We start from the raw sequence: 18,327 nt of genomic DNA on the forward strand, positions 1-18,327 counted from the left end.
CTTAGCCCTCGATGGCGTCCGGAGCCGAGGCTCCGTCGGCGCGGCGGCCGAGAATGTCGCCAACCTTCTTGCCGCGCTTGGCGGCGATCTGGCGGGGCGACGATTGAACCTTCAGGGCCTCGAACGTGGCGCGAACCATGTTGTACGGGTTGCTGGAACCCGTCGACTTGGCCACGACGTCCTGGACGCCCAGGGTTTCGAGAACCGCGCGCATCGGACCACCAGCGATGACGCCCGTGCCGGGAGGGGCAGCGCGCATCATGACCTTGCCAGCGCCCCAACGGCCGTAGCCGTCGTGGTGCAGGGTGCGCGATTCCCGCAGGGGAACGCGAACCATGGTCTTCTTGGCTTCTTCGGTCGCCTTGCGGATGGCTTCCGGCACTTCACGCGCCTTGCCATGACCGAAGCCGACGCGGCCCTTTTGGTCGCCGACGACCATCAGAGCGGCGAAGCTGAAGCGACGGCCGCCCTTCACGGTGGCGGCGACGCGGTTGATGTGAACGAGCTTTTCGACGATGTCGCTGTCGACCCGCTCTTCGGGGGCGTTGCGGTCGCGACGGCCGCGGTTTTGGCCGCCTTCTCCGCGCTGTTGATCACCACGAGCCATGATGTTTCCCTTAGAAGTTCAGGCCGGCTTCGCGCGCGGCGTCGGCCAGGGCTTTCACCCGTCCGTGGAAGATGTAGCCACCGCGATCGAAGACGACGTCCTTGACGCCTTTTTCGATAGCGCGCTCGGCGACGAGCTTGCCGACGAGAGCGGCCGCGTCCTTGTCCGCGCCCTTGGTCGCGGCTTCACCCTCGAGGGTGGAAGCCGACGCCAGGGTCACGCCGCGTTCATCATCGATGATCTGGGCGTAGATGTTCTTGGACGAACGGAAGACCGACAGACGCGGACGACCGTTGGACAGGGCCTTGAGGCGGGTGCGGGTGCGTTGGGCACGACGCACGGCGGATTCGCGAGGTGAGAGCGCCATGGCTTACTTCTTCTTGCCTTCCTTGCGGCGAACCTTCTCGCCAGCATAGCGCACGCCTTTGCCCTTGTAGGGCTCGGGCGGACGAATGCGGCGAATCTTCGCGGCAATCTCGCCGACCGCCTGCTTGTCAGCGCCGGCGATCTTGATTTCGGTCTGCTTGGGCACCGCGAAGGTGACGCCGGCCGGAGGCTCGACATTCACATCGTGGGAGAAACCGAGCTGGATGGAGAGCGCATCGCCCTTCATCGCGGCGCGGTAACCGACGCCGACCAGCTCGAGGGTTTCCTCGAAGCCGGCGGTGACGCCTTGCACCATGTTGGCGACCAGCGTGCGGGACAGACCCCACATCGACTTGGCGCGCTTGCTGTCATCGCGGGCCACCAGCAGAAGGTCGGAACCTTCCTGGCTGACGGTGATCTCTTCCGCGATGGTCCAGGAGAGTTGACCCTTGGGGCCCTTAACCGTGACGGTCTGCCCGTCGAGCGTGACATTCACGCCCGAGGGGATCGCGACGGCTTTCTTACCGATCCGTGACATGTTTTTCCCTCCCGCGCCTAGTAGACGCGGCAGAGGACTTCGCCACCGACATTAGCGTCGCGGGCGGCGGAGTCCGACATGACGCCCTTCGGCGTCGAAAGGATCGAGATACCAAGGCCGTTCTTGATCGGCTTCAGGTCCTTGATCGACGAATAGACGCGACGGCCAGGCTTGGACACGCGGCTGATTTCGGCGATCACGGGCTCACCGTCAAAATACTTGAGCTCGATCTCGAATTCGGGGAACGCACCGGGCTTCTCGACCAGCGAGTAGCCGCGGATGTAGCCTTCGTCGGCCAGCACGTCCAGGACGCGAGCACGCAGCTTGGAAGCCGGCGTCGCGACCTTGGCGCGCTTGCGCGTGGCGGCGTTCTTGATGCGAGCGATCATATCGCTCAGGGGATCGTTCATCGACATCTGATCGTCCTCACCAGCTCGACTTGACGAGGCCGGGGATCTGGCCCGACGAGCCGAGCTCGCGGAGCGCGATACGGCTCATCTTCAGCTTGCGATAATAGGCGCGCGGGCGGCCCGTGACTTCGCACCGGTTACGGATGCGAACGGCGGACGAGCTGCGCGGAAGCTTCGCGAGCTTCAGGCGGGCTTCGAAGCGTTCTTCGAGCGGCAGGCTTTCGTCATTGGCGATCGCCTTCAGCGCGACGCGCTTGCTGGCATACTGCTTAACGAGGGCCTTGACCGCGAGATTGCGGTTGACGGCGCTTTTCTTGGCCATGGTGTGTTTCCCTGCCCGCTCTTAATTCGTGAACGGGAACTGGAATTCCTTCAGGAGAGCCTTGGCTTCCTGATCGGTCTTCGCAGTGGTGCAGACGATGATGTCCATGCCCCAGATCTGTTCGATCTGGTCATAGTTGATTTCCGGGAACACCAGGTGCTCCTTCAGGCCCATGGCGTAGTTGCCACGACCGTCGAAGCTCTTGCCGTTCAGGCCGCGGAAGTCCTTCACGCGCGGCAGCGCGATCGTGACCAGGCGGTCGAGGAATTCGTACATCCGGTCCTTGCGGAGGGTCACCTTGGCGCCGACCACCATGCCTTCGCGCAGCTTGAAGCCGGCGATGGACTTGCGGGCCTTCGTGGCGACCGGCTTCTGGCCAGCAATGGCCATCAGATCCTTCAGCGCGGTCTGGGCCTTCTTGGAGTCGGCCACGGCCTCGCCGATACCCATGTTCAGGACGATCTTGTCCAGCTTGGGGATCTGCATTTCGTTGGTGTACGCGAACTGTTCCTTCATCGCGGCGCGGATACGCGCGCGATATTCGGACTTCAGCCGCGGCTCGTAAGCTTGATCAACCATTGATCACCTCGCCCGTCGTCTTGGCGAAACGCACCTTCTTGTCGCCTTCGATCTTGAAGCCGACGCGGGTGGGTTTGCCCTTGGAATCGACGATCGCGACGTTCGAGACGTGCAGCGCCGCTTCCTTGCTCTTGATGCCGCCTTGCGGATCGGCCTGGGTGGCCTTGGTGTGGCGTTGAACCAGGTTCACGCCTTGCACCAGGACACGGTTCGCCTTGACGAGAACCTGGGTCACAGCGCCTTGCTTGCCCTTGTCCTTGCCGGCCAGGACGACAACGCGGTCGCCCTTCTTGATCTTAGCGGCCATTACAGCACCTCGGGGGCGAGGGAGATGATCTTCATGTGGTTCTTCGCGCGCAGTTCGCGGGGAACCGGGCCGAAGATCCGCGTGCCGACCGGCTCGCTCTGCTTGTTGACGATCACCGCGGCGTTCTTGTCGAAACGGATCAGCGATCCGTCCTTACGCTTCATGCCTTGGTTCACGCGAACGACGACGGCGCGAAGCACGTCGCCCTTCTTCACGCGGCCGCGAGGAATGGCTTCCTTCACGGACACGACGATCACGTCACCGACGCTGGCGTAGCGACGACCTGCGCCACCCAGCACCTTGATGCACATGACCCGGCGGGCGCCGGAGTTGTCGGCGACTTCCAGGTTAGTTTGCATCTGGATCATGGTTCAAACCTTCCAGATTAAGCCGAAGCCTTGGGAAGGACTTCCCAGGTCTTCAGCTTGGACTTCGGAGCGCACTCAACGATGCGGGCAACTTCGCCCGCCTTGTACGCATTGCTCTCATCGTGCGCGTGGTACTTCTTGGACCGACGCACGATCTTCTTCAGCAGCGGGTGAACGATGGTCCGTTCAACCTTAACCACTACGGTCTTGTCGCCCTTATCGGAGACGACAACCCCTTCGAGGATACGCTTGGGCATATCGTTCTCCTTAAGCCGCGGCCTTGGCGCGCAGCACGGTCTTGATGCGGGCGATTTCCTTGCGGATCTCACCAACGCGGTGGGTCTTTTCCACCTGACCGGTCGCCGCCTGGAAGCGCAGGTTGAACTGCTCCTTCTTGAGGTTGAGCAGTTGCTCGGCGAGCTGGTCGGGCGTCATGCCCCGGACGTCTTGGATCTTGGTCATGCCGCTTCGGCCTCCAGAGCCGCACCGGCGTCGATGCGGGTCACGACGCGCGTGCGGATCGGCAGCTTGGCCGCGCCGAGGCGCAGAGCTTCGCGGGCGATATCGTCCGGCACACCGTCGATTTCGAACATGATCCGGCCCGGCGCGACGCGCGCGGCCCAGTGATCGACGGCGCCCTTGCCCTTACCCATCCGGACTTCGGCCGGCTTGCCGGTGACCGGCACGTCGGGGAAAATACGGATCCAGACGCGGCCTTGACGCTTCATCTGGCGGGTGATCGCGCGGCGGGCCGCTTCGATCTGGCGAGCCGTGATGCGTTCCGGCTCAACGGCTTTCAGACCGTAGGAGCCGAAATTCAGCAGGGTGCCGCCCTTCGAGGTGCCGTGGATACGGCCCTTGAACTGCTTGCGGTACTTGGTTTTTTTCGGTGACAGCATAGCGCTCTATCCTTAGCCCCGATCGCGACGGCCGCGATCACCCCGGTCGGGACGATCGCCGCGCTCGCGTCCGCCACCTTCGCCGGCCGGGCCGGATTCAGTGGCAAGACGCTTGTCGAGCGCCATCGGGTCGTGGTCCAGCACTTCGCCTTTGAAGATCCAGGTCTTCACGCCGATGATGCCGTAGGTGGTCTTGGCTTCCGCGAAACCGTAGTCGATGTCGGCGCGCAGGGTGTGGAGCGGCACGCGACCTTCGCGATACCATTCCATCCGCGCGATTTCAGCGCCGCCGAGGCGGCCCGACACGTTGATGCGGATGCCCTTGGCGCCGAGACGGACGGCCGATTGGATCGACCGCTTCATGGCGCGACGGAAGGCGATCCGGCGCTCGAGCTGCTGGGCGATGGACTCGGCCACCAGCTGGGCGTCGGTTTCGGGCTTGCGGATCTCGACGATGTTCAGGTGAACCTCGCCTTCGGTCATCACCGACAGGTCCTTGCGGAGCTTGTCGATGTCGGCGCCCTTCTTGCCGATGATCACGCCGGGACGCGCCGCATAGATCGTGACGCGGCACTTCTTGTGCGGACGCTCGATGATGATGCGCGACACGCCGGCTTGATACAGGCGCTTCTTCAGCATCGTGCGGACCGCGAGGTCCTGATGCAGAAGCTTGCCGTACTGCTCGCCGTCGGCGAACCAACGGCTGTCCCAGGTACGGTTGATGCCGAGCCGCAGCCCGACCGGATTGACTTTCTGACCCATCAGGCGGCCTCACCCAGTTCGCGGACCACGATGGTGATCTCGGAGAACGGCTTTTCAACGCGCGTCGCACGGCCGCGGGCGCGGGGCGAGAAGCGCTTCATCACCAGGTTCTTGCCCACATAGGCCTCGGCGACGACCAGCGAGTCGATGTCGAGGTTGTGGTTGTTCTCGGCGTTGGAGATCGCCGAGTACAGCGCCTTGCGGACGTCCTGAGCGATACGCTTGTGGCTGAATTCGAGCTCGTTCAGAGCGCGTTGGACGTTCAGGCCACGGATGGACTGAGCGACCAGGTTCAGCTTGCGAGCGCTGGTGCGCAGGGTACGAACCTTGCACATCGCCTCGTTGGCCGGCAGGCGGCGAGCTTGTTTAGCTTGGCTCATGGCCTACTTCCTCTTCGCCTTCTTGTCGGCGGCGTGGCCGGGGAAGCTGCGGGTGGGTGCGAACTCACCGAACTTCATGCCGACCATGTCTTCCGACACGGAGACGGGGATGTGCTTGTGACCGTTGTGCACGCCGAACACCAGGCCGACGAACTGCGGCATGATGGTCGAGCGGCGCGACCAGGTCTTGATCACATCCTTGCGGCCCGACGCCAGGGCGACATCGGCTTTCTTCAGGAGGTACCCGTCGACAAACGGGCCTTTCCAGACGGAGCGGGTCATGGCTTAGCGGCCCTTTTTCGCTTTGTGGCGCGAACGGATGATGAACTTATCCGTGGCCTTGTTGACGCGGGTCTTGGCGCCCTTGGTCGGCTTACCGGCCGGGGTCACCGGGTTACGACCGCCCGAGGTCCGACCTTCACCACCACCGTGGGGGTGGTCGACCGGGTTCATGGCGACGCCGCGAACGTGCGGACGACGGCCCATGTGACGCGAACGACCGGCCTTGCCGAGGTTCTGGTTCGAGTGGTCGGGGTTCGACACGGCGCCGATGGTGGCCATGCAGGTGTCCAGGACCATGCGCAGTTCGCCCGAGTTCAGGCGGATCTGGGCGTAGCCGGCGTCACGACCGACCAGCTGGGCGTAGGCGCCAGCCGAACGTGCGATCTGACCACCCTTGGCGGGCTTCAGTTCGACGTTATGGATGATCGTGCCGATCGGCATGGTGCGCAGCGGCGAGGCGTTGCCCGGCTTCACGTCGACCTTCTCGCCGGTGACGACTTCGTCGCCGGCCTTCAGGCGTTGCGGGGCCAGGATGTAGGCCAGCTCGCCATCGGTCTCATACTTGATGAGCGCGATGAAGGCGGTGCGGTTCGGGTCGTACTCAAGGCGGACGACCGTGGCCGTGCCTTGCTTGCGACGCTTGAAGTCGACCAGGCGATAGAGGCGCTTGGCGCCGCCGCCGCGGAAGCGGACCGCGATGCGGCCATTGCCGCCACGACCGCCCGACTTGGTCAGACCTTCGACCAGCTTCTTTTCCGGGCGGCCCTTGTGGAGCTCGCTGCGGTCGATCAGCACCAAGCCGCGTTGGCCCGGGCTGGTCGGGTTATAATGCTTCAAGGCCATCTGATTAGAGCCCCGTCGTGATGTCGATCGACTGGCCTTCGGCCAGGGTCACGATGGCTTTTTTGACATCGGAGCGGCGTCCGATGATGCCACGGAAGCGCTTGGTCTTGCCCTTGGTGACCAGGGTGTTGACCTTGGTGACCTTGACCTTGAACAGCTCTTCGACAGCGGCGGCGATTTCGTCCTTCGACGCATCGGCGGACACCCGGAAGACGACCTTGTTCTGCTCGCTGAGCAGGGTGGCCTTCTCGGTGATCACCGGCGACAGGATCGTGTCGTAGTGGCGGGCGGTAGCGGCCATTACGCGGCTTCCTTCTCAGCGAAGCGCGCCGAGATCGCTTCCACCGCGTCCTTCGTGAGGACCAGGGTGTGGCGACGCAGCACGTCATAGACGTTCAGGCCGGCGTTCGGCAGCACGTCGATGTTCGGAATGTTGCGGGCGGCGAGCTTGAAGTTGCCGTCCACTTCCGGACCCGCGATGACCAGGGCGTTCTTCAGACCCATCTTGTCGAAGGTGGCGCGCAGGGCGGCCGTCTTCGGATCGGTCAGAGCCACGTTGTCCAGCACGATCAGCGAGCCGGCCTTGGCCTTCGAGGACAGGGCGTGGCGCAGAGCCATGGCGCGGATCTTCTTGGGAAGATCGAACGCGTGGCTGCGGACGACAGGGCCGTGGGCCTTGGCGCCGCCGACGAACTGAGCCGCACGGCGCGAACCGTGACGAGCCGAGCCGGTGCCCTTTTGCTTGTACATCTTCTTGCCCGTACGAGAGACCTCGTTGCGGACCTGAATCTTGTGGTTCCCGGAGCGGCGCTTGGCCAGCTGCCAGGTGACGACGCGCTGCAGGATGTCGCCGCGGATGTCGGCGATGCCAAAGATGGCGTCGTCGAGATCAACGGAACCGGCCTTGCCGCCGTCCAGTTTGATGACGTCGAGTTTCATTAGCCTTCGCCCTCTTCGGTCGTCGCCGCGGAGGTTTCTTCAGCGGGGGTTTCAGCCGCGGCTTGAGCCGGAGCTTCGCCAGCCGTGCGGAAGGCGCCCGGACGCTTCACGTCGGCCGGAGCGGCCTTCTTGATCGCGTCGCGAACCTTGACGTACGAGCCTTCGTGGCCGGGGACAGCGCCCTTGACCAGGATCAGGCCGCGTTCGACGTCCACTTTCCAAACGGTGACGTTCAGGGTGGTGACGGTTTCCTGACCCAGGTGACCGGCCATCTTCTTGCCCGGGAACGTACGACCCGGATCCTGGCGGTTGCCGGTCGAGCCGTGCGAACGGTGCGAGACCGAGACGCCGTGGGTGGCGCGCAGACCGCCGAAGTTCCAGCGCTTCATGGCGCCGGCGAAACCCTTACCGACGGTGAGGCCCTGGATGTCGACCTTCTGGCCGGCGACGTAGTGGTCAGCGGTGAATTCCGCGCCCACTTCGATCAGGGCGGCTTCATCGACGCGGAACTCGGCGACGACCCGCTTGGGTTCGACCGAGGCCTTGGCGAAGTGGCCGCGCATGCCGTTGGAGGTGTTCTTCGGCTTCTTGGCGCCGGCGCCGAGTTGCAGGGCGGTGTAACCGTCCTTCTCGACCGTGCGCTGAGCCGTCACCTGGCAGCCGTCCAGCGAAAGGACGGTGACGGGGATGTGCTGTCCGGTTTCGTCGAAGAAGCGGGTCATGCCCAGCTTCTTGGCGAGAACGCCTGTGCGTTGTGCGGGGAGAGTCATCTGTTCGGCTCTCCTTACAGCTTGATTTCGACGTCGACGCCGGCCGACAGGTCGAGCTTCATCAGCGCGTCCACGGTCTGCGGGGTCGGATCAACGATGTCGAGGACGCGCTTGTGCGTACGGATCTCGAACTGCTCGCGCGACTTCTTGTCGACGTGCGGCGAGCGGTTGACGGTGAATTTCTCGATAAGCGTGGGCAGGGGGATGGGACCCCGCACCGTCGCACCCGTGCGCTTGGCCGTATTGACGATCTCGCGCGTGGAATGATCCAACACGCGGTGATCGAAGGCCTTGAGCCGGATGCGGATGTTCTGACGATCCATATCGCTCGGTTTCCTAGTGGGCTGCGCCCGCGTCTCGAACCATTTCAAAGACCAACCCGGAACCTCTCCGAAAAGAGACTCCGCACGCAGCGTCCGCAAAACAAATTGGCCCCGGCGGTCACCCGCAAGGGCCGGTGACTGAAAACTGCGCCCCAAAAGGCGCGATCGGCAGTCGTTCGCGAACCGCGTCTAAGCCCGAAAGCTCACAGCCGGTCCAACAGAAGGGGGCTTTTACGTGCCGAATCCCATTTCGTCAAGCGCTTCGGGAGAGGGATTGCGCGACACCAAAAGGCTCTCGCCCTCGCCTCCCCCAAACCGCTCATTCCGGCGAAAGCCGGGGTAAGCGGGATCAGGGTGCAAGCCCGCCCGACAAACCAGCGTTAGGTCAAACATGCCCTTCATCGACGATCGATAAAGCATGAACGTGCGGGCGCACGCGTTGGGAATCCCAGGTCGTTTCCGCAAGTGTCATAAAACTGCATCAATCCGCCGCCGTCGATCGGTCCACGGGTTGTGGACCCGGGCGAAGCTCCATAAATCCGCCGCTCCTCGACGGACCGGCGGCCCTCCCCAAACGACCGCCTGCCGATCGAGGCCACACAGTAAGGGGATTACCCACTATGAAGACCCAACTCTTTGCCGCCGCCGCCGTCCTGGCGATGGCCGTTTCGGCTCCCGCCTTCGCCCAGAACATCGGTTCGGTCGGCGCCGCCGTGAACTACACCGACCTGGACACCAACATCGCCAGCGGCGACGGCACCTCGGTGAAGGTCGACGGCTCGGTCGCCATCCCGACCGGCGCCTGGACCGTGACCCTGAACGGCAATGTCTCGGTCAACGACAACGACCTGAGCGACGAAACCGTCGCTTCGACCGCCGCTCACCTGACCACCAAGGTCGGTGACAGCTGGCGCGTCGGCGGCTTCGCCGCCCTGTCGCGTCCGTCGAACGACACCCTGTGGGCCGTCGGCGCCGAAGCTTCGAAGTACTTCAGCAACGTCACGCTGAACGGCCTGGTCGCCTACGGTCAATCCAACGACCTGAACGCCGACCTGTACGCCGCGCGCGGCGAAGCCCGCTACTTCGTCTCGGACGACTTCCGCCTGGACGCCGGCCTCGGCTACGCCAAGCTGGACGGCGGCGCCAATGACGCCGACGTCTGGGACGTCAATGTCGGCGGCGAATACAAGTTCGCCAACACCGGCTGGTCGACCTTCGGCAAGTACGCCCACACCGAAGCCGAAGACCTGTTCGACCTGAAGTCGGACGCGGTGAAGATCGGCGTGCGCTACACCTTCGGCGGCAGCCTGAAGGCCCGCGACGCGGCCGGCGCCGACCTGATCGACGCCGACACCCTGTTCGGCCTCGGCATCCGCTAAGGAGCGCTTGCGCTCCTTAGTTTGAAGAAGCGCAACCTGTCCGAAGGACAGGCTGCGGACGGAAGCCGTTCGCCTTCAGCGGACAACGGAACGCCCCGGAGCCTCAGGCTCCGGGGCGTTTCACTTTATATATAGAGCGACGCTCGACGGTCGCTGGACGACCGGCCCTAGCGGCCGATGATCACGTCGCCCGAGCCAGCCACCGACTTCTTGACCGCGCCGGTGACCTTGGCGATGCGCACGTCGCCCGAGCCGGCCACCGACACCTCGACATCATTGGCCACGCCGCCGAAGTCGACCCCGCCCGACCCCATGATGCTGACCTCGACCTCGCGCGAGCTGCCGCCGGCGACGGTGACGTCGCCCGAACCGGCGATGGCCACCTCGAGCTTGCCGGCCACGCTGGCCGCGGTGACGTCGCCCGAGCCGGCGATCGAGACGTTCAGGTCGCCCGCGATCTCCTGGGTGTGGACATCGCCGGAACCGGCGATGTTGATCTCGGTCGAACCGGCCGACCCGGCCTTGGTGTCGCCCGAGCCGGCCTGGTTCAGCTCGAACTTGCCCTTGACGTTGCCGACCGTCCAATCGCCGCAACCGGCGTTGCTCAGCTCCAGCGCCTCGGTGCGGCCGACGCTGCCGAACACCGCGCCGGCGGCGCCGATCTCGACGTCGAGCGGCGTGCGGATCACGATCTGCGGAATATCCTCCCACTTCACGTCGCCGACCCCGCGCACATGGACGGTGGTCTTGCCCATCACGCTGTTGCAGCCATTGATGCGGTTGCGCCGCAGGCCGCCGTCGATGGTGGTCTGGGAGCCGGTCTGGCGAATCTCCAGGGGCAGGCTCCGGTTGGTGGTCAGGAACTCGACCTTCACGTCCTTACGGGCCTCGGGGATCACCACCACCCTGGCGACGGCGTCCTTGATCTTCACGGACGGCTCGGCGGCGGCGGTCCCGGCGAAACCCCAGGTCGTCGCGGTGGCGGCGGCGCCGGCGGCCAGGATCAGAAGTGCGCGCATCGGAATTCCCTCGAACGAAAATGTTGTTGAGGGAAAGCTAGCGGCGAGATCGGCGGGAAACGACTTAATTCGAGGTCATGACCCGGATGTCATGATCCCGCCGCAATTGCCGCTGAGGCGGGACGCCCCCTCCGTCACATCGTTGATAGCGATGCGCCACCTCCCCCGTTTCACGGGTGAGGAGAACAGATCCGCCTCCTCCTCACCCGCATCGCGGGGGAGGGCTATCGCATATGACCAAAAAGCGGTTGTCATCCCGGACGAGCGCGCAGCGCGAAGATCCGGGACCGACGCGTGAACTCAGCGCTTCCGGCGGTCCCGGATCTGCCCCCGGCTTTCGCCGATCCATATGCGATAGCCCCGCATCGTGACGGAGGGGGCGTCCGTCGCTTGCTATTGAATCCCGCTCGCCTGCAATCGCACCGGAACCGACTTGTAGGCCGGGGTTCCGCTGCGCCGGTCGTGGTCCTCCAGGGCCACCAGCACATTGGTCTCCGGATAGTAGGCGGCCAGGCAGCCGCGCGGGATCTCGCGCTCCACCAGGGTGAAGCCCCGCACCGCCCGCGCGCCCGTCTCGTCGAAGGCGGCCAGCAGGTCGATGCGGTCGCCGGCCTTCAGGCCCCGCGCGGCGATGTCGGCCGGATGGGCAAAGACCACGTCGCGCCGGCCGAACACCCCTCGATAGCGGTCGTTCGTACCGTAGATGGTGGTGTTGTACTGGTCATGGCTGCGCAGGGTGGTCAGCAGCATGACGTCGACCTCGCCGCGCCGGGCGTCCTGGCCGTCGTGCTTGTGGACCAGGAACTGGGCCTTGCCGCTGGGCGTCTTCCACACCCGGTCGGCGTGGGGCAGCGGCAGGCGGAAACCGCCGGGCGTGCGCACGCGCTCATTATAATCGGCGAAGGCCTCGGGGAAGACCGCCGCGATCAGGTCGCGGATCCTGTCGTAGTCGGCGACCAGCCCCTCCCAATCGACGATGTCACCGCGCCCGAACAGCGCCGCGCCGATGCCGGCGACGATCGCCGGTTCCGACTTCAGCTGGTCCGAGGCTGGGGCGTTGAGGCCGCGCGAGGCGTGGACCATCGACATCGAGTCCTCGACCGTCACCGCCTGGCGACCGCTGGCCTGGACGTCGATCTCGGTGCGTCCCAGGCAAGGCAGCAGCAGCGTCCCCTCGCCCACCAGCAGGTGGGTGCGATTGAGCTTGGTGGCCACGTGCACGGCCAGCCCGACCTTCTCCAGGGCCGCGAAGGTGCGCACCGGATCGGGCGCGGCGACCGCGAAATTGCCGCCCAGGCCGATGAACACCTTGATCTGACCCGCCTCCATGGCGGCGATCGCTTCGACCACCGTATGGCCGTGCTCGCGCGGCGACTTGAAGTCGAACACCCGGTCCATGGCGTCCAGGAACGCCTCCGAGGGCTTCTCCCAGATCCCGACCGTGCGGTCGCCCTGGACGTTGGAATGGCCGCGCAGCGGGCAGATCCCCGCCCCTTCCCGGCCGATATTGCCCTTCAGCAGCAGCAGGTTAACCAGTTGCTGCACGGTGCTGGACGACGAGCGGTGCTGGGTCAGGCCCATGCCGTAGCAGAGGATCGTCGCCTTGGCGCCGGCATAGGCGCGGGCCGCTTCCTCGATCTGGGCGCGCGACAGGCCGGACCCCGCCTCGATCTCGTCCCAGGTCAGGGCGTCCAGCACGGCGACCAGGGCCTCGAAGCCCTGGGTGTGCTCGGCGATGAAGGCGCGGTCCAGCACGCCCTCGTTGTCATGGGGGCCCTGACTCTCGGCGTCCAGGGCCAGCACCGCCTTCATCATCCCCTGCACCGCCAGAGCGTCGCCGCCCACCGTCAGCTGGTAATAGGCCGAGGCGATCGGGGTGGAGGTCAGGGTCGCCATCTCGACCGGGTCCTGCGGCGAGGCGAACTTCTCCAGCGCCCGCTCCCGCAGCGGGTTGAAGGCCAGGATCGTCGCGCCGCGCCGGGAGGCGTCGCGCAGGGTGGACATCATCCGCGGATGGTTGGTGCCGGGGTTATGGCCAAAGCACAGGATCAGGTCGGCGTGGTCGAAGTCCTCCAGGCTGACCGAACCCTTGCCCACACCCAGGGAGTCCGGCAGGCCGACGCTGGTCGGCTCGTGGCACATGTTGGAGCAGTCGGGGAAATTGTTGGTCCCGACCCGGCGGCCCAGCAGCTGGAACAGGAAGGCCGCCTCGTTCGAGGCCCGGCCCGAGGCATAGAACTCGGCCTGGTCGGGATGGTCGAGCGCCCGCAGGGCGTCGGCGGTGCGGGCGAAGGCCGCGTCCCAGGTGATCGGCAGATAGCGGTCGCTGGTCCGGTCATAGGCCATGGGATGGGTCAGCCGACCCAGGTCCTCCAGGGCATGGTCGCTCCAGGTCTTCAGTTCGGTGACAGTGTGGGCGGCCAGCACCTGCGGCGTCGTGCGCTTGCTGGTCGCCTCCCAGGCCACCGCCTTGGCCCCGTTCTCGCAGAACTCGAACGACGAGGTGTGCTTGGGGTCGGGCCAGGCGCAGCCGGGGCAGTCGAAGCCCTCCGGCTGGTTGGCGCGCAGCAGGGTCTTGCCGCCTTCGATCACGGTTTCCTGGCCAGTCAGCGCCCCGGCCACCGCCTTCAGCGCGCCCCAGCCGCCGGCGGCGGAGTCGTAGCGATGGATGCCGGGAATGCCCGCGTTCGCCTTGGCGTCGCCATTTCCATCCGTGGCCATCACGCATACTCCGAAACAGCGTCGAACAGGCGGTCGGCGCGGGTGAACACGGTGTGGCCGTCGGACCGCGCCAGGGCCACCAGGGTGACGCCCGCCGTCTCGGCGCGCTGGATCGCCAGGTCGGTGGGGGCGGAGACGGCCACCAGCATCGAGCAGCCCATCCTCGCGGTCTTCTCGACCATCTCGAACGAGCAGCGGCTGGTCACCAGCACGAAGCCGGTCTGGGCATCAAAGACGGGAGCGTCCGCGCCCTCTCCAGCCATCGCGCCGGCCAGCTTGTCCAGCGCGTTGTGCCGGCCGACGTCCTCGCGGACCAGCACCAGCGCGCCATCCGCCGTCGCGAAGGCGGCGGCGTGAGTGGCGCGGGTCAGGCGGCCCAGGGTCTGGGCGTCGTCCAGGGCGTCCACGGCCCGCTGGATCGCCTGGTGCGAGACACGGGCCCCCTGCCCCACCGTCGGCAAGGGCCGCACGGCGTCGGCCAGGCGCTGCACGCCGCACAGCCCGCAGCTGGACCGGCCCTCCAGGGTGCGCGGCCGGGCCTTGCGCTGGATCGCGCCCGGCCGCAGCCGGACGTCGGCCAGCCAGCCCAGGTCGGTCTCCTGGACCTCGACGTCGAGAATGTCGGCCCCGGCCGCGACCGCCTCGGTGATCGTGAAGCCGACGGCCAGGTCCCGGAGGTCGGCGGGCGTGGCCATCAGCACCGTGTGCGGCCGGCCGTCGAACGACAGGCCCACGGCGGCCTCGGTGGGCGTTTCCCGGGCGATCGACTCGAGCGGCGCGGCGGAGCGCCACTGCACGGCGGAACGGCGGCTGGCGGGGTGCTTCGACATGGCCCAACTCTAGCCCCCAGGCCGGACGCCCGCCACGCCAAACAGGCGAGCGCCTGGAGTCGTCCGCCGGTCCTCCTTGCGGATCATCCGCGTGATCACGACGGCAGGAACGTTCAAAATTCCGGCGTTTGGGGAGATGACCTGAGAGCGCTCCTGACGCACTCTGTCTTCCATGGCTTCCACCTTCGACACCCGTCGCGATCAGATGTTCCCCAGCCTGGCGCCGGAGGAGATCGACCGCATTCGCCGGTTCGGCGAGGTCGTCCACGCCGAGGCCGGCGCGACCCTGGCCAGGGCCGGCGAGGTTTCGCCCGGGCTGATGGTGATCCTGGACGGCAGGGCCCGGATCAGCCGGCGCGACGCCCATGATGAAAGCCACCTGATCGTCGAGCATGGCCCCGGCCAGTTCATCGGCGAACTGGCCCAGCTGTCGGACCGGGCGTCCCTGGTCGACGTCCATGCCGTGACCGCGCTGGAGGCGCTGCGGATCCGGCCCGACCGTCTGCGCGCGGTGCTGGTCGCCGAGGCCGAGCTGGGCGAGCGGATCATGCGGGCCCTGATCCTGCGCCGCGTCTCCCTGATCGAGACCGGAGCCGGCGGCCCGATCATCATCGGCCGGACCGGCGACGCCGAGGTCATCCGGCTGTCCGGCTTCCTGGCCCGCAACGGCAACCCCTACCAGCACCTGGATCCCGACACCGTCGACTGCGCCCGGGTGCTGATCGACCGGTTCTCGGTCGACGAGGCCGAGCTGCCGATCGTGCTGTGTCCCGGCGGCCAGCTGCTGCGCCATCCCTCCAACGCCGAACTGGCGCGCTGCATCGGCATGGTCGGCAAGCTGGACCCGACCCGGGTCTATGACGTGGCCGTGGTCGGGGCCGGGCCGGCGGGCCTGGCCACCGCCGTCTATGCCGCCTCCGAAGGCCTGTCGGTGCTGGTGCTCGACACCCGGGCGTTCGGCGGCCAGGCCGGGGCCTCGGCGCGCATCGAGAACTATCTGGGCTTTCCCACCGGCGTCTCGGGCATGGCCCTGATGGGCCGCGCCTACAACCAGGCTCAGAAGTTCGGGGCCGACCTGGCCATTCCCGACGAGGTGGCCAGCCTGGACTGCGACGGCGAGTCTCCGGACGGCCTGGGCGGCTACCACCTGCAACTGACCAGCGGCGAGACCACCCAGGCCAGGACCGTGGTGATCGCCAGCGGCGCGCGCTACCGGCGGCTGGACGTCTCCAATCTCGACCGCTTCGAGGGCAGCTGCGTCCACTACTGGGCCTCGCCGCTCGAGGCCAAGCTGTGCGCGGGCCAGGAGGTGGCGCTGGTCGGGGCCGGCAACTCGGCCGGCCAGGCGGCGGTCTACCTGGCCAGCCAGGTCGCCAAGGTCTGGCTGGTCATTCGCGGCGAGAGCCTGGCGGCCAGCATGTCGCGCTACCTGATCGAGCGGATCGAAAGCCTGCCCAATATCGAGGTCGTGACCCGCAGCGAGATCTTCGAACTGGACGGCGACGAGGGCCAGCTGCGGGCCGTGCGCTGGCGCCAGGTCCAGACCGGCGCGGAGACCCGGCGCGAGATCAACCACCTGTTCCTGTTCATTGGCGCGGCGCCCAACACCGGCTGGCTGGCCCAGTGCCATGTCGAGCTCGACAACCACGGCTTCGTGCGCACCGGCGCCGACCTGGCCCCCGGCCATCCGTCGCTGCAGACCAGCCGCCACGGGGTGTTCGCGATCGGCGACGTGCGGGCGGGCTCGGTCAAGCGGGTGGCGGCGGCGGTCGGCGAAGGCGCCCAGGTGGTGGCGGCGATCCACGCCTATTTGTCGGAACCGGTGACGGGGGCCTGAGGCTAGGAGAATTCGTCGGCCAAGTTGACTTATCCCCACGCCGCTCATTGGATTTGTGGGTCAGGTCGGTCGCCGCCGAACTACGCATCCTCAAATTGCATGCCGCCTTGCTTGCTGCGATGGTCGCATCGTCAACAAAGGGGGCCGTCATGAGACTTTCCATGCTTTCGCTCGGCGCGGCGGGCCTGCTGCTGGCGGGTCCCGCCCTGGCCGCCGCGCCCAGCTGCGTCGCACCCGACTACGCCCGACATGCCCGCGCGCTGGTGGCGCCCTATGTGGACGCCCAGGCCTTCACCGGCTCGATCCTGGTGACCAAGGACGGCGCGCCGGTATTTCGCCAGGGTTTCGCGATGGCCAACCGCGAATGGGAGGCGCCCAATACGCCCGACACCAAGTTTCGCCTCGGTTCGATCACCAAGCAGTTCACCGCCGCCGCTGTCCTGCTGCTGGCCGAGGATGGCAAGCTCTCGGTCGATGACCCGGTCTCGAAATTCTATCCTGCGGCGCCCGCCGCCTGGTCGAAGGTGACGATCAAGCATCTGCTGACCCACACTTCCGGAATCCCCAGCTACACCAGCATCCCCGGCTTCTTCGACAAGAGCTCCAAGCTGCCGCTGAGTCCCGTCGAGATCGTCAAGCTCACCCAGGACAAGCCCCTCGAGTTCGAGCCGGGCGGCAAGTTCCAGTACGACAACACCGCCTATGTGCTGCTCGGCGTGGTCATCGAGAAGGCCTCGGGGCAAGCCTATGCGGACTTCCTCCGCACTCGGATCTTTACGCCCCTGGGCATGAACGACACCGGCTACGATGTCTCCGCGACAGTCCTGCGCCACCGCGCCAGCGGCTATCAGCCAGGCCTCGAAGGCCAACTGGTCAACGCCGACTATCTGGACATGAACCTGCCCCATGCAGCCGGCTCGCTCTATTCCACGGTCGATGACCTGTCGAAGTGGGATCGAGCCATCGTGGCGGGCAAGCTGTTGAAACCCGCCTCGTGGACGGCGGCCTTCACGGACTACGGTCACGGCTACGGTTATGGCTGGTTCTTGAACAAGCTGGGCCAACATCGGCGTATCCAGCATGGCGGCGGCATCAATGGCTTCTCCGCCGCCCTGCAGCGCTATCCTGATGACGGCCTGGCGGTCGTCGTTCTGGGTAACGCCATGAGCGCCCAGTCCGAGCGCATCGCCGACCAATTGGCCCAGCTGTGTTTCGGTGAATACAAGGCGCCGGTCGCCATGACCGTGCCGCCGGCCCAGATGGACCGCTATGTCGGGACCTACGCCCTCGGTCCCGACGTGCCAATCAGGGTCTGGCGGGTGGGAACGCGCCTGTTTACCCAGGTAAAGGGGCAACTTCCGGTGGAGATCTACGCCAGGACGCCGACCACCTTTTTCGCGGGGATCGTCGAGGCGGACTTCAGCTTCCTCCCCGATGGCGAAGGCCAAGCCCAGACCCTGATCCTGAAGCAATGGGGCAACGAAACCAAGGCGGCTCGGATCGCTCCGGCGCCCTAACGATCGCCGGCGCACGACCGGGGCCCCCTCCGTGGGCTTCGCCGACACCTCCCGCAGAGGGAGGGCTATCGCATATGGATTCGCCGCGAAGAAAGCTGTCATCCCGGACAAGCGAAGCGCAGATCCGGGACCGCCGGAAGCTCTGAGTTCACGCCCTGGTCCCGGATCTTCGCGCTGCGCGCTCGTCCGGGATGACAACCGTTTTTGGTCATATGCGATAGCCCTGCCCAGAAGGGGGAGGAATGCAAAAGGCCCCGGGGTTTCCCCCGGGGCCTTGGCTAGTTCGGTAGAGACTTCAGAAGGTCGAAGACTATTCGACGATCTTGGCC

Annotated in this window: 25 protein-coding genes and 1 pseudogene; 3 read left to right on the top strand and 23 right to left on the bottom strand. The window is 66.1% G+C overall.

Annotated elements, in window-relative coordinates; all coding sequences use genetic code 11:
* Window position 1 precedes the first annotated feature (1 nt).
* From rpsE to ASD79_RS25220, 20 genes and pseudogenes are all read right to left on the bottom strand, one after another.
* Window positions 2–607, bottom strand: coding sequence for a 30S ribosomal protein S5 (gene rpsE / locus ASD79_RS19585; protein ID WP_007662727.1), 606 nt, complete (start codon window positions 605–607; stop codon window positions 2–4).
* Between the two features lie 10 nt (window positions 608–617).
* Window positions 618–974, bottom strand: coding sequence for a 50S ribosomal protein L18 (gene rplR, locus ASD79_RS19590; protein WP_007662729.1), 357 nt, complete (start codon window positions 972–974; stop codon window positions 618–620).
* Between the two features lie 3 nt (window positions 975–977).
* The gene (gene rplF / locus ASD79_RS19595; protein ID WP_056724716.1) at window positions 978–1,511 is read right to left on the bottom strand and encodes a 50S ribosomal protein L6; all 534 of its coding nucleotides are present in this window, start codon (window positions 1,509–1,511) and stop codon (window positions 978–980) included.
* Between the two features lie 17 nt (window positions 1,512–1,528).
* Window positions 1,529–1,927 carry a 30S ribosomal protein S8 gene (rpsH, locus tag ASD79_RS19600; protein ID WP_007662733.1) on the bottom strand — a complete coding sequence of 133 codons (399 nt, stop codon included), beginning with the start codon at window positions 1,925–1,927 and terminating at the stop codon, window positions 1,529–1,531.
* A gap of 10 nt (window positions 1,928–1,937) precedes the next feature.
* Window positions 1,938–2,243, bottom strand: coding sequence for a 30S ribosomal protein S14 (gene rpsN / locus ASD79_RS19605; protein WP_007662736.1), 306 nt, complete (start codon window positions 2,241–2,243; stop codon window positions 1,938–1,940).
* 21 nt (window positions 2,244–2,264) lie between these two features.
* Window positions 2,265–2,822: a 50S ribosomal protein L5 gene (gene rplE / locus ASD79_RS19610; RefSeq protein ID WP_007662739.1), complete on the bottom strand. Its 558-nt coding sequence runs from the start codon at window positions 2,820–2,822 to the stop codon at window positions 2,265–2,267.
* A complete protein-coding gene (gene rplX / locus ASD79_RS19615; RefSeq protein WP_012285674.1) occupies window positions 2,815–3,129 on the bottom strand; it encodes a 50S ribosomal protein L24 in 315 nt (104 codons plus the stop codon). The genes rplE and rplX overlap by 8 nt, the downstream gene beginning before the upstream one ends.
* Complete coding sequence (gene rplN, locus ASD79_RS19620) at window positions 3,129–3,497, bottom strand: 50S ribosomal protein L14 (protein ID WP_007662742.1); 369 nt, start codon at window positions 3,495–3,497, stop codon at window positions 3,129–3,131. The genes rplX and rplN overlap by 1 nt, the downstream gene beginning before the upstream one ends.
* Window positions 3,498–3,514: 17 nt before the next feature.
* Complete coding sequence (gene rpsQ / locus ASD79_RS19625; protein ID WP_007662746.1) at window positions 3,515–3,754, bottom strand: 30S ribosomal protein S17; 240 nt, start codon at window positions 3,752–3,754, stop codon at window positions 3,515–3,517.
* 10 nt (window positions 3,755–3,764) lie between these two features.
* The gene (rpmC, locus tag ASD79_RS19630) at window positions 3,765–3,959 is read right to left on the bottom strand and encodes a 50S ribosomal protein L29 (protein ID WP_056724718.1); all 195 of its coding nucleotides are present in this window, start codon (window positions 3,957–3,959) and stop codon (window positions 3,765–3,767) included.
* Window positions 3,956–4,396 (bottom strand): 50S ribosomal protein L16, encoded by a 441-nt coding sequence (rplP, locus tag ASD79_RS19635; protein ID WP_012285672.1) that lies wholly within the window; start codon window positions 4,394–4,396, stop codon window positions 3,956–3,958. The genes rpmC and rplP overlap by 4 nt, the downstream gene beginning before the upstream one ends.
* Window positions 4,397–4,408: 12 nt before the next feature.
* Window positions 4,409–5,158: a 30S ribosomal protein S3 gene (rpsC, locus tag ASD79_RS19640; protein ID WP_007662751.1), complete on the bottom strand. Its 750-nt coding sequence runs from the start codon at window positions 5,156–5,158 to the stop codon at window positions 4,409–4,411.
* Entirely contained in the window at window positions 5,158–5,538 is a 381-nt protein-coding gene (rplV, locus tag ASD79_RS19645) for a 50S ribosomal protein L22 (protein ID WP_007662752.1), read from the bottom strand. Before rplV ends, rpsC begins: the two co-directional genes overlap by 1 nt.
* 3 nt (window positions 5,539–5,541) lie before the next feature.
* A complete protein-coding gene (rpsS, locus tag ASD79_RS19650) occupies window positions 5,542–5,820 on the bottom strand; it encodes a 30S ribosomal protein S19 (RefSeq protein WP_007662753.1) in 279 nt (92 codons plus the stop codon).
* A 3-nt stretch (window positions 5,821–5,823) separates the two neighbouring features.
* The gene (rplB, locus tag ASD79_RS19655; protein ID WP_007662754.1) at window positions 5,824–6,663 is read right to left on the bottom strand and encodes a 50S ribosomal protein L2; all 840 of its coding nucleotides are present in this window, start codon (window positions 6,661–6,663) and stop codon (window positions 5,824–5,826) included.
* Window positions 6,664–6,667: 4 nt separating this feature from the next.
* The gene (locus ASD79_RS19660; protein WP_007662755.1) at window positions 6,668–6,964 is read right to left on the bottom strand and encodes a 50S ribosomal protein L23; all 297 of its coding nucleotides are present in this window, start codon (window positions 6,962–6,964) and stop codon (window positions 6,668–6,670) included.
* Window positions 6,964–7,602, bottom strand: coding sequence for a 50S ribosomal protein L4 (gene rplD, locus ASD79_RS19665; RefSeq protein WP_007662756.1), 639 nt, complete (start codon window positions 7,600–7,602; stop codon window positions 6,964–6,966). The genes ASD79_RS19660 and rplD overlap by 1 nt, the downstream gene beginning before the upstream one ends.
* Complete coding sequence (rplC, locus tag ASD79_RS19670; protein ID WP_056724720.1) at window positions 7,602–8,372, bottom strand: 50S ribosomal protein L3; 771 nt, start codon at window positions 8,370–8,372, stop codon at window positions 7,602–7,604. Before rplC ends, rplD begins: the two co-directional genes overlap by 1 nt.
* Before the next feature lie 14 nt (window positions 8,373–8,386).
* Window positions 8,387–8,695 (bottom strand): 30S ribosomal protein S10, encoded by a 309-nt coding sequence (rpsJ, locus tag ASD79_RS19675; protein WP_004616952.1) that lies wholly within the window; start codon window positions 8,693–8,695, stop codon window positions 8,387–8,389.
* A 13-nt stretch (window positions 8,696–8,708) separates the two neighbouring features.
* A pseudogene (locus ASD79_RS25220) lies at window positions 8,709–8,807 on the bottom strand (hypothetical protein); the annotation flags it as partial.
* A 508-nt stretch (window positions 8,808–9,315) separates the two neighbouring features.
* Here ASD79_RS25220 and ASD79_RS19680 point away from each other — a divergent pair.
* Window positions 9,316–10,074 carry a hypothetical protein gene (locus tag ASD79_RS19680; RefSeq protein WP_056724722.1) on the top strand — a complete coding sequence of 253 codons (759 nt, stop codon included), beginning with the start codon at window positions 9,316–9,318 and terminating at the stop codon, window positions 10,072–10,074.
* A gap of 167 nt (window positions 10,075–10,241) precedes the next feature.
* Here ASD79_RS19680 and ASD79_RS19685 read toward each other — a convergent pair whose 3' ends face one another.
* From ASD79_RS19685 to fdhD, 3 genes are all read right to left on the bottom strand, one after another.
* Window positions 10,242–11,093, bottom strand: a complete 852-nt coding sequence (locus ASD79_RS19685; protein ID WP_056724723.1) for a DUF2807 domain-containing protein — start codon at window positions 11,091–11,093, stop codon at window positions 10,242–10,244.
* Window positions 11,094–11,486: 393 nt separating this feature from the next.
* On the bottom strand, window positions 11,487–13,814 hold the full coding sequence (locus ASD79_RS19690; RefSeq protein ID WP_056724726.1) for an FdhF/YdeP family oxidoreductase: 2,328 nt from the start codon (window positions 13,812–13,814) through the stop codon (window positions 11,487–11,489).
* Complete coding sequence (fdhD, locus tag ASD79_RS19695; protein WP_056724728.1) at window positions 13,814–14,644, bottom strand: formate dehydrogenase accessory sulfurtransferase FdhD; 831 nt, start codon at window positions 14,642–14,644, stop codon at window positions 13,814–13,816. The genes ASD79_RS19690 and fdhD overlap by 1 nt, the downstream gene beginning before the upstream one ends.
* Window positions 14,645–14,816: 172 nt before the next feature.
* Between fdhD and ASD79_RS19700 the strand changes: the two genes are divergently transcribed.
* Window positions 14,817–16,481, top strand: a complete 1,665-nt coding sequence (locus ASD79_RS19700) for a cyclic nucleotide-binding domain-containing thioredoxin-disulfide reductase (protein WP_056724730.1) — start codon at window positions 14,817–14,819, stop codon at window positions 16,479–16,481.
* 149 nt (window positions 16,482–16,630) lie between these two features.
* The gene (locus ASD79_RS19705; protein ID WP_235524534.1) at window positions 16,631–17,998 is read left to right on the top strand and encodes a beta-lactamase family protein; all 1,368 of its coding nucleotides are present in this window, start codon (window positions 16,631–16,633) and stop codon (window positions 17,996–17,998) included.
* The last annotated feature ends 329 nt before the right edge of the window (window positions 17,999–18,327 follow it).

Origin of the sequence: Caulobacter sp. Root655 (assembly GCF_001427665.1) — a bacterium.
Classification (GTDB): domain Bacteria; phylum Pseudomonadota; class Alphaproteobacteria; order Caulobacterales; family Caulobacteraceae; genus Caulobacter.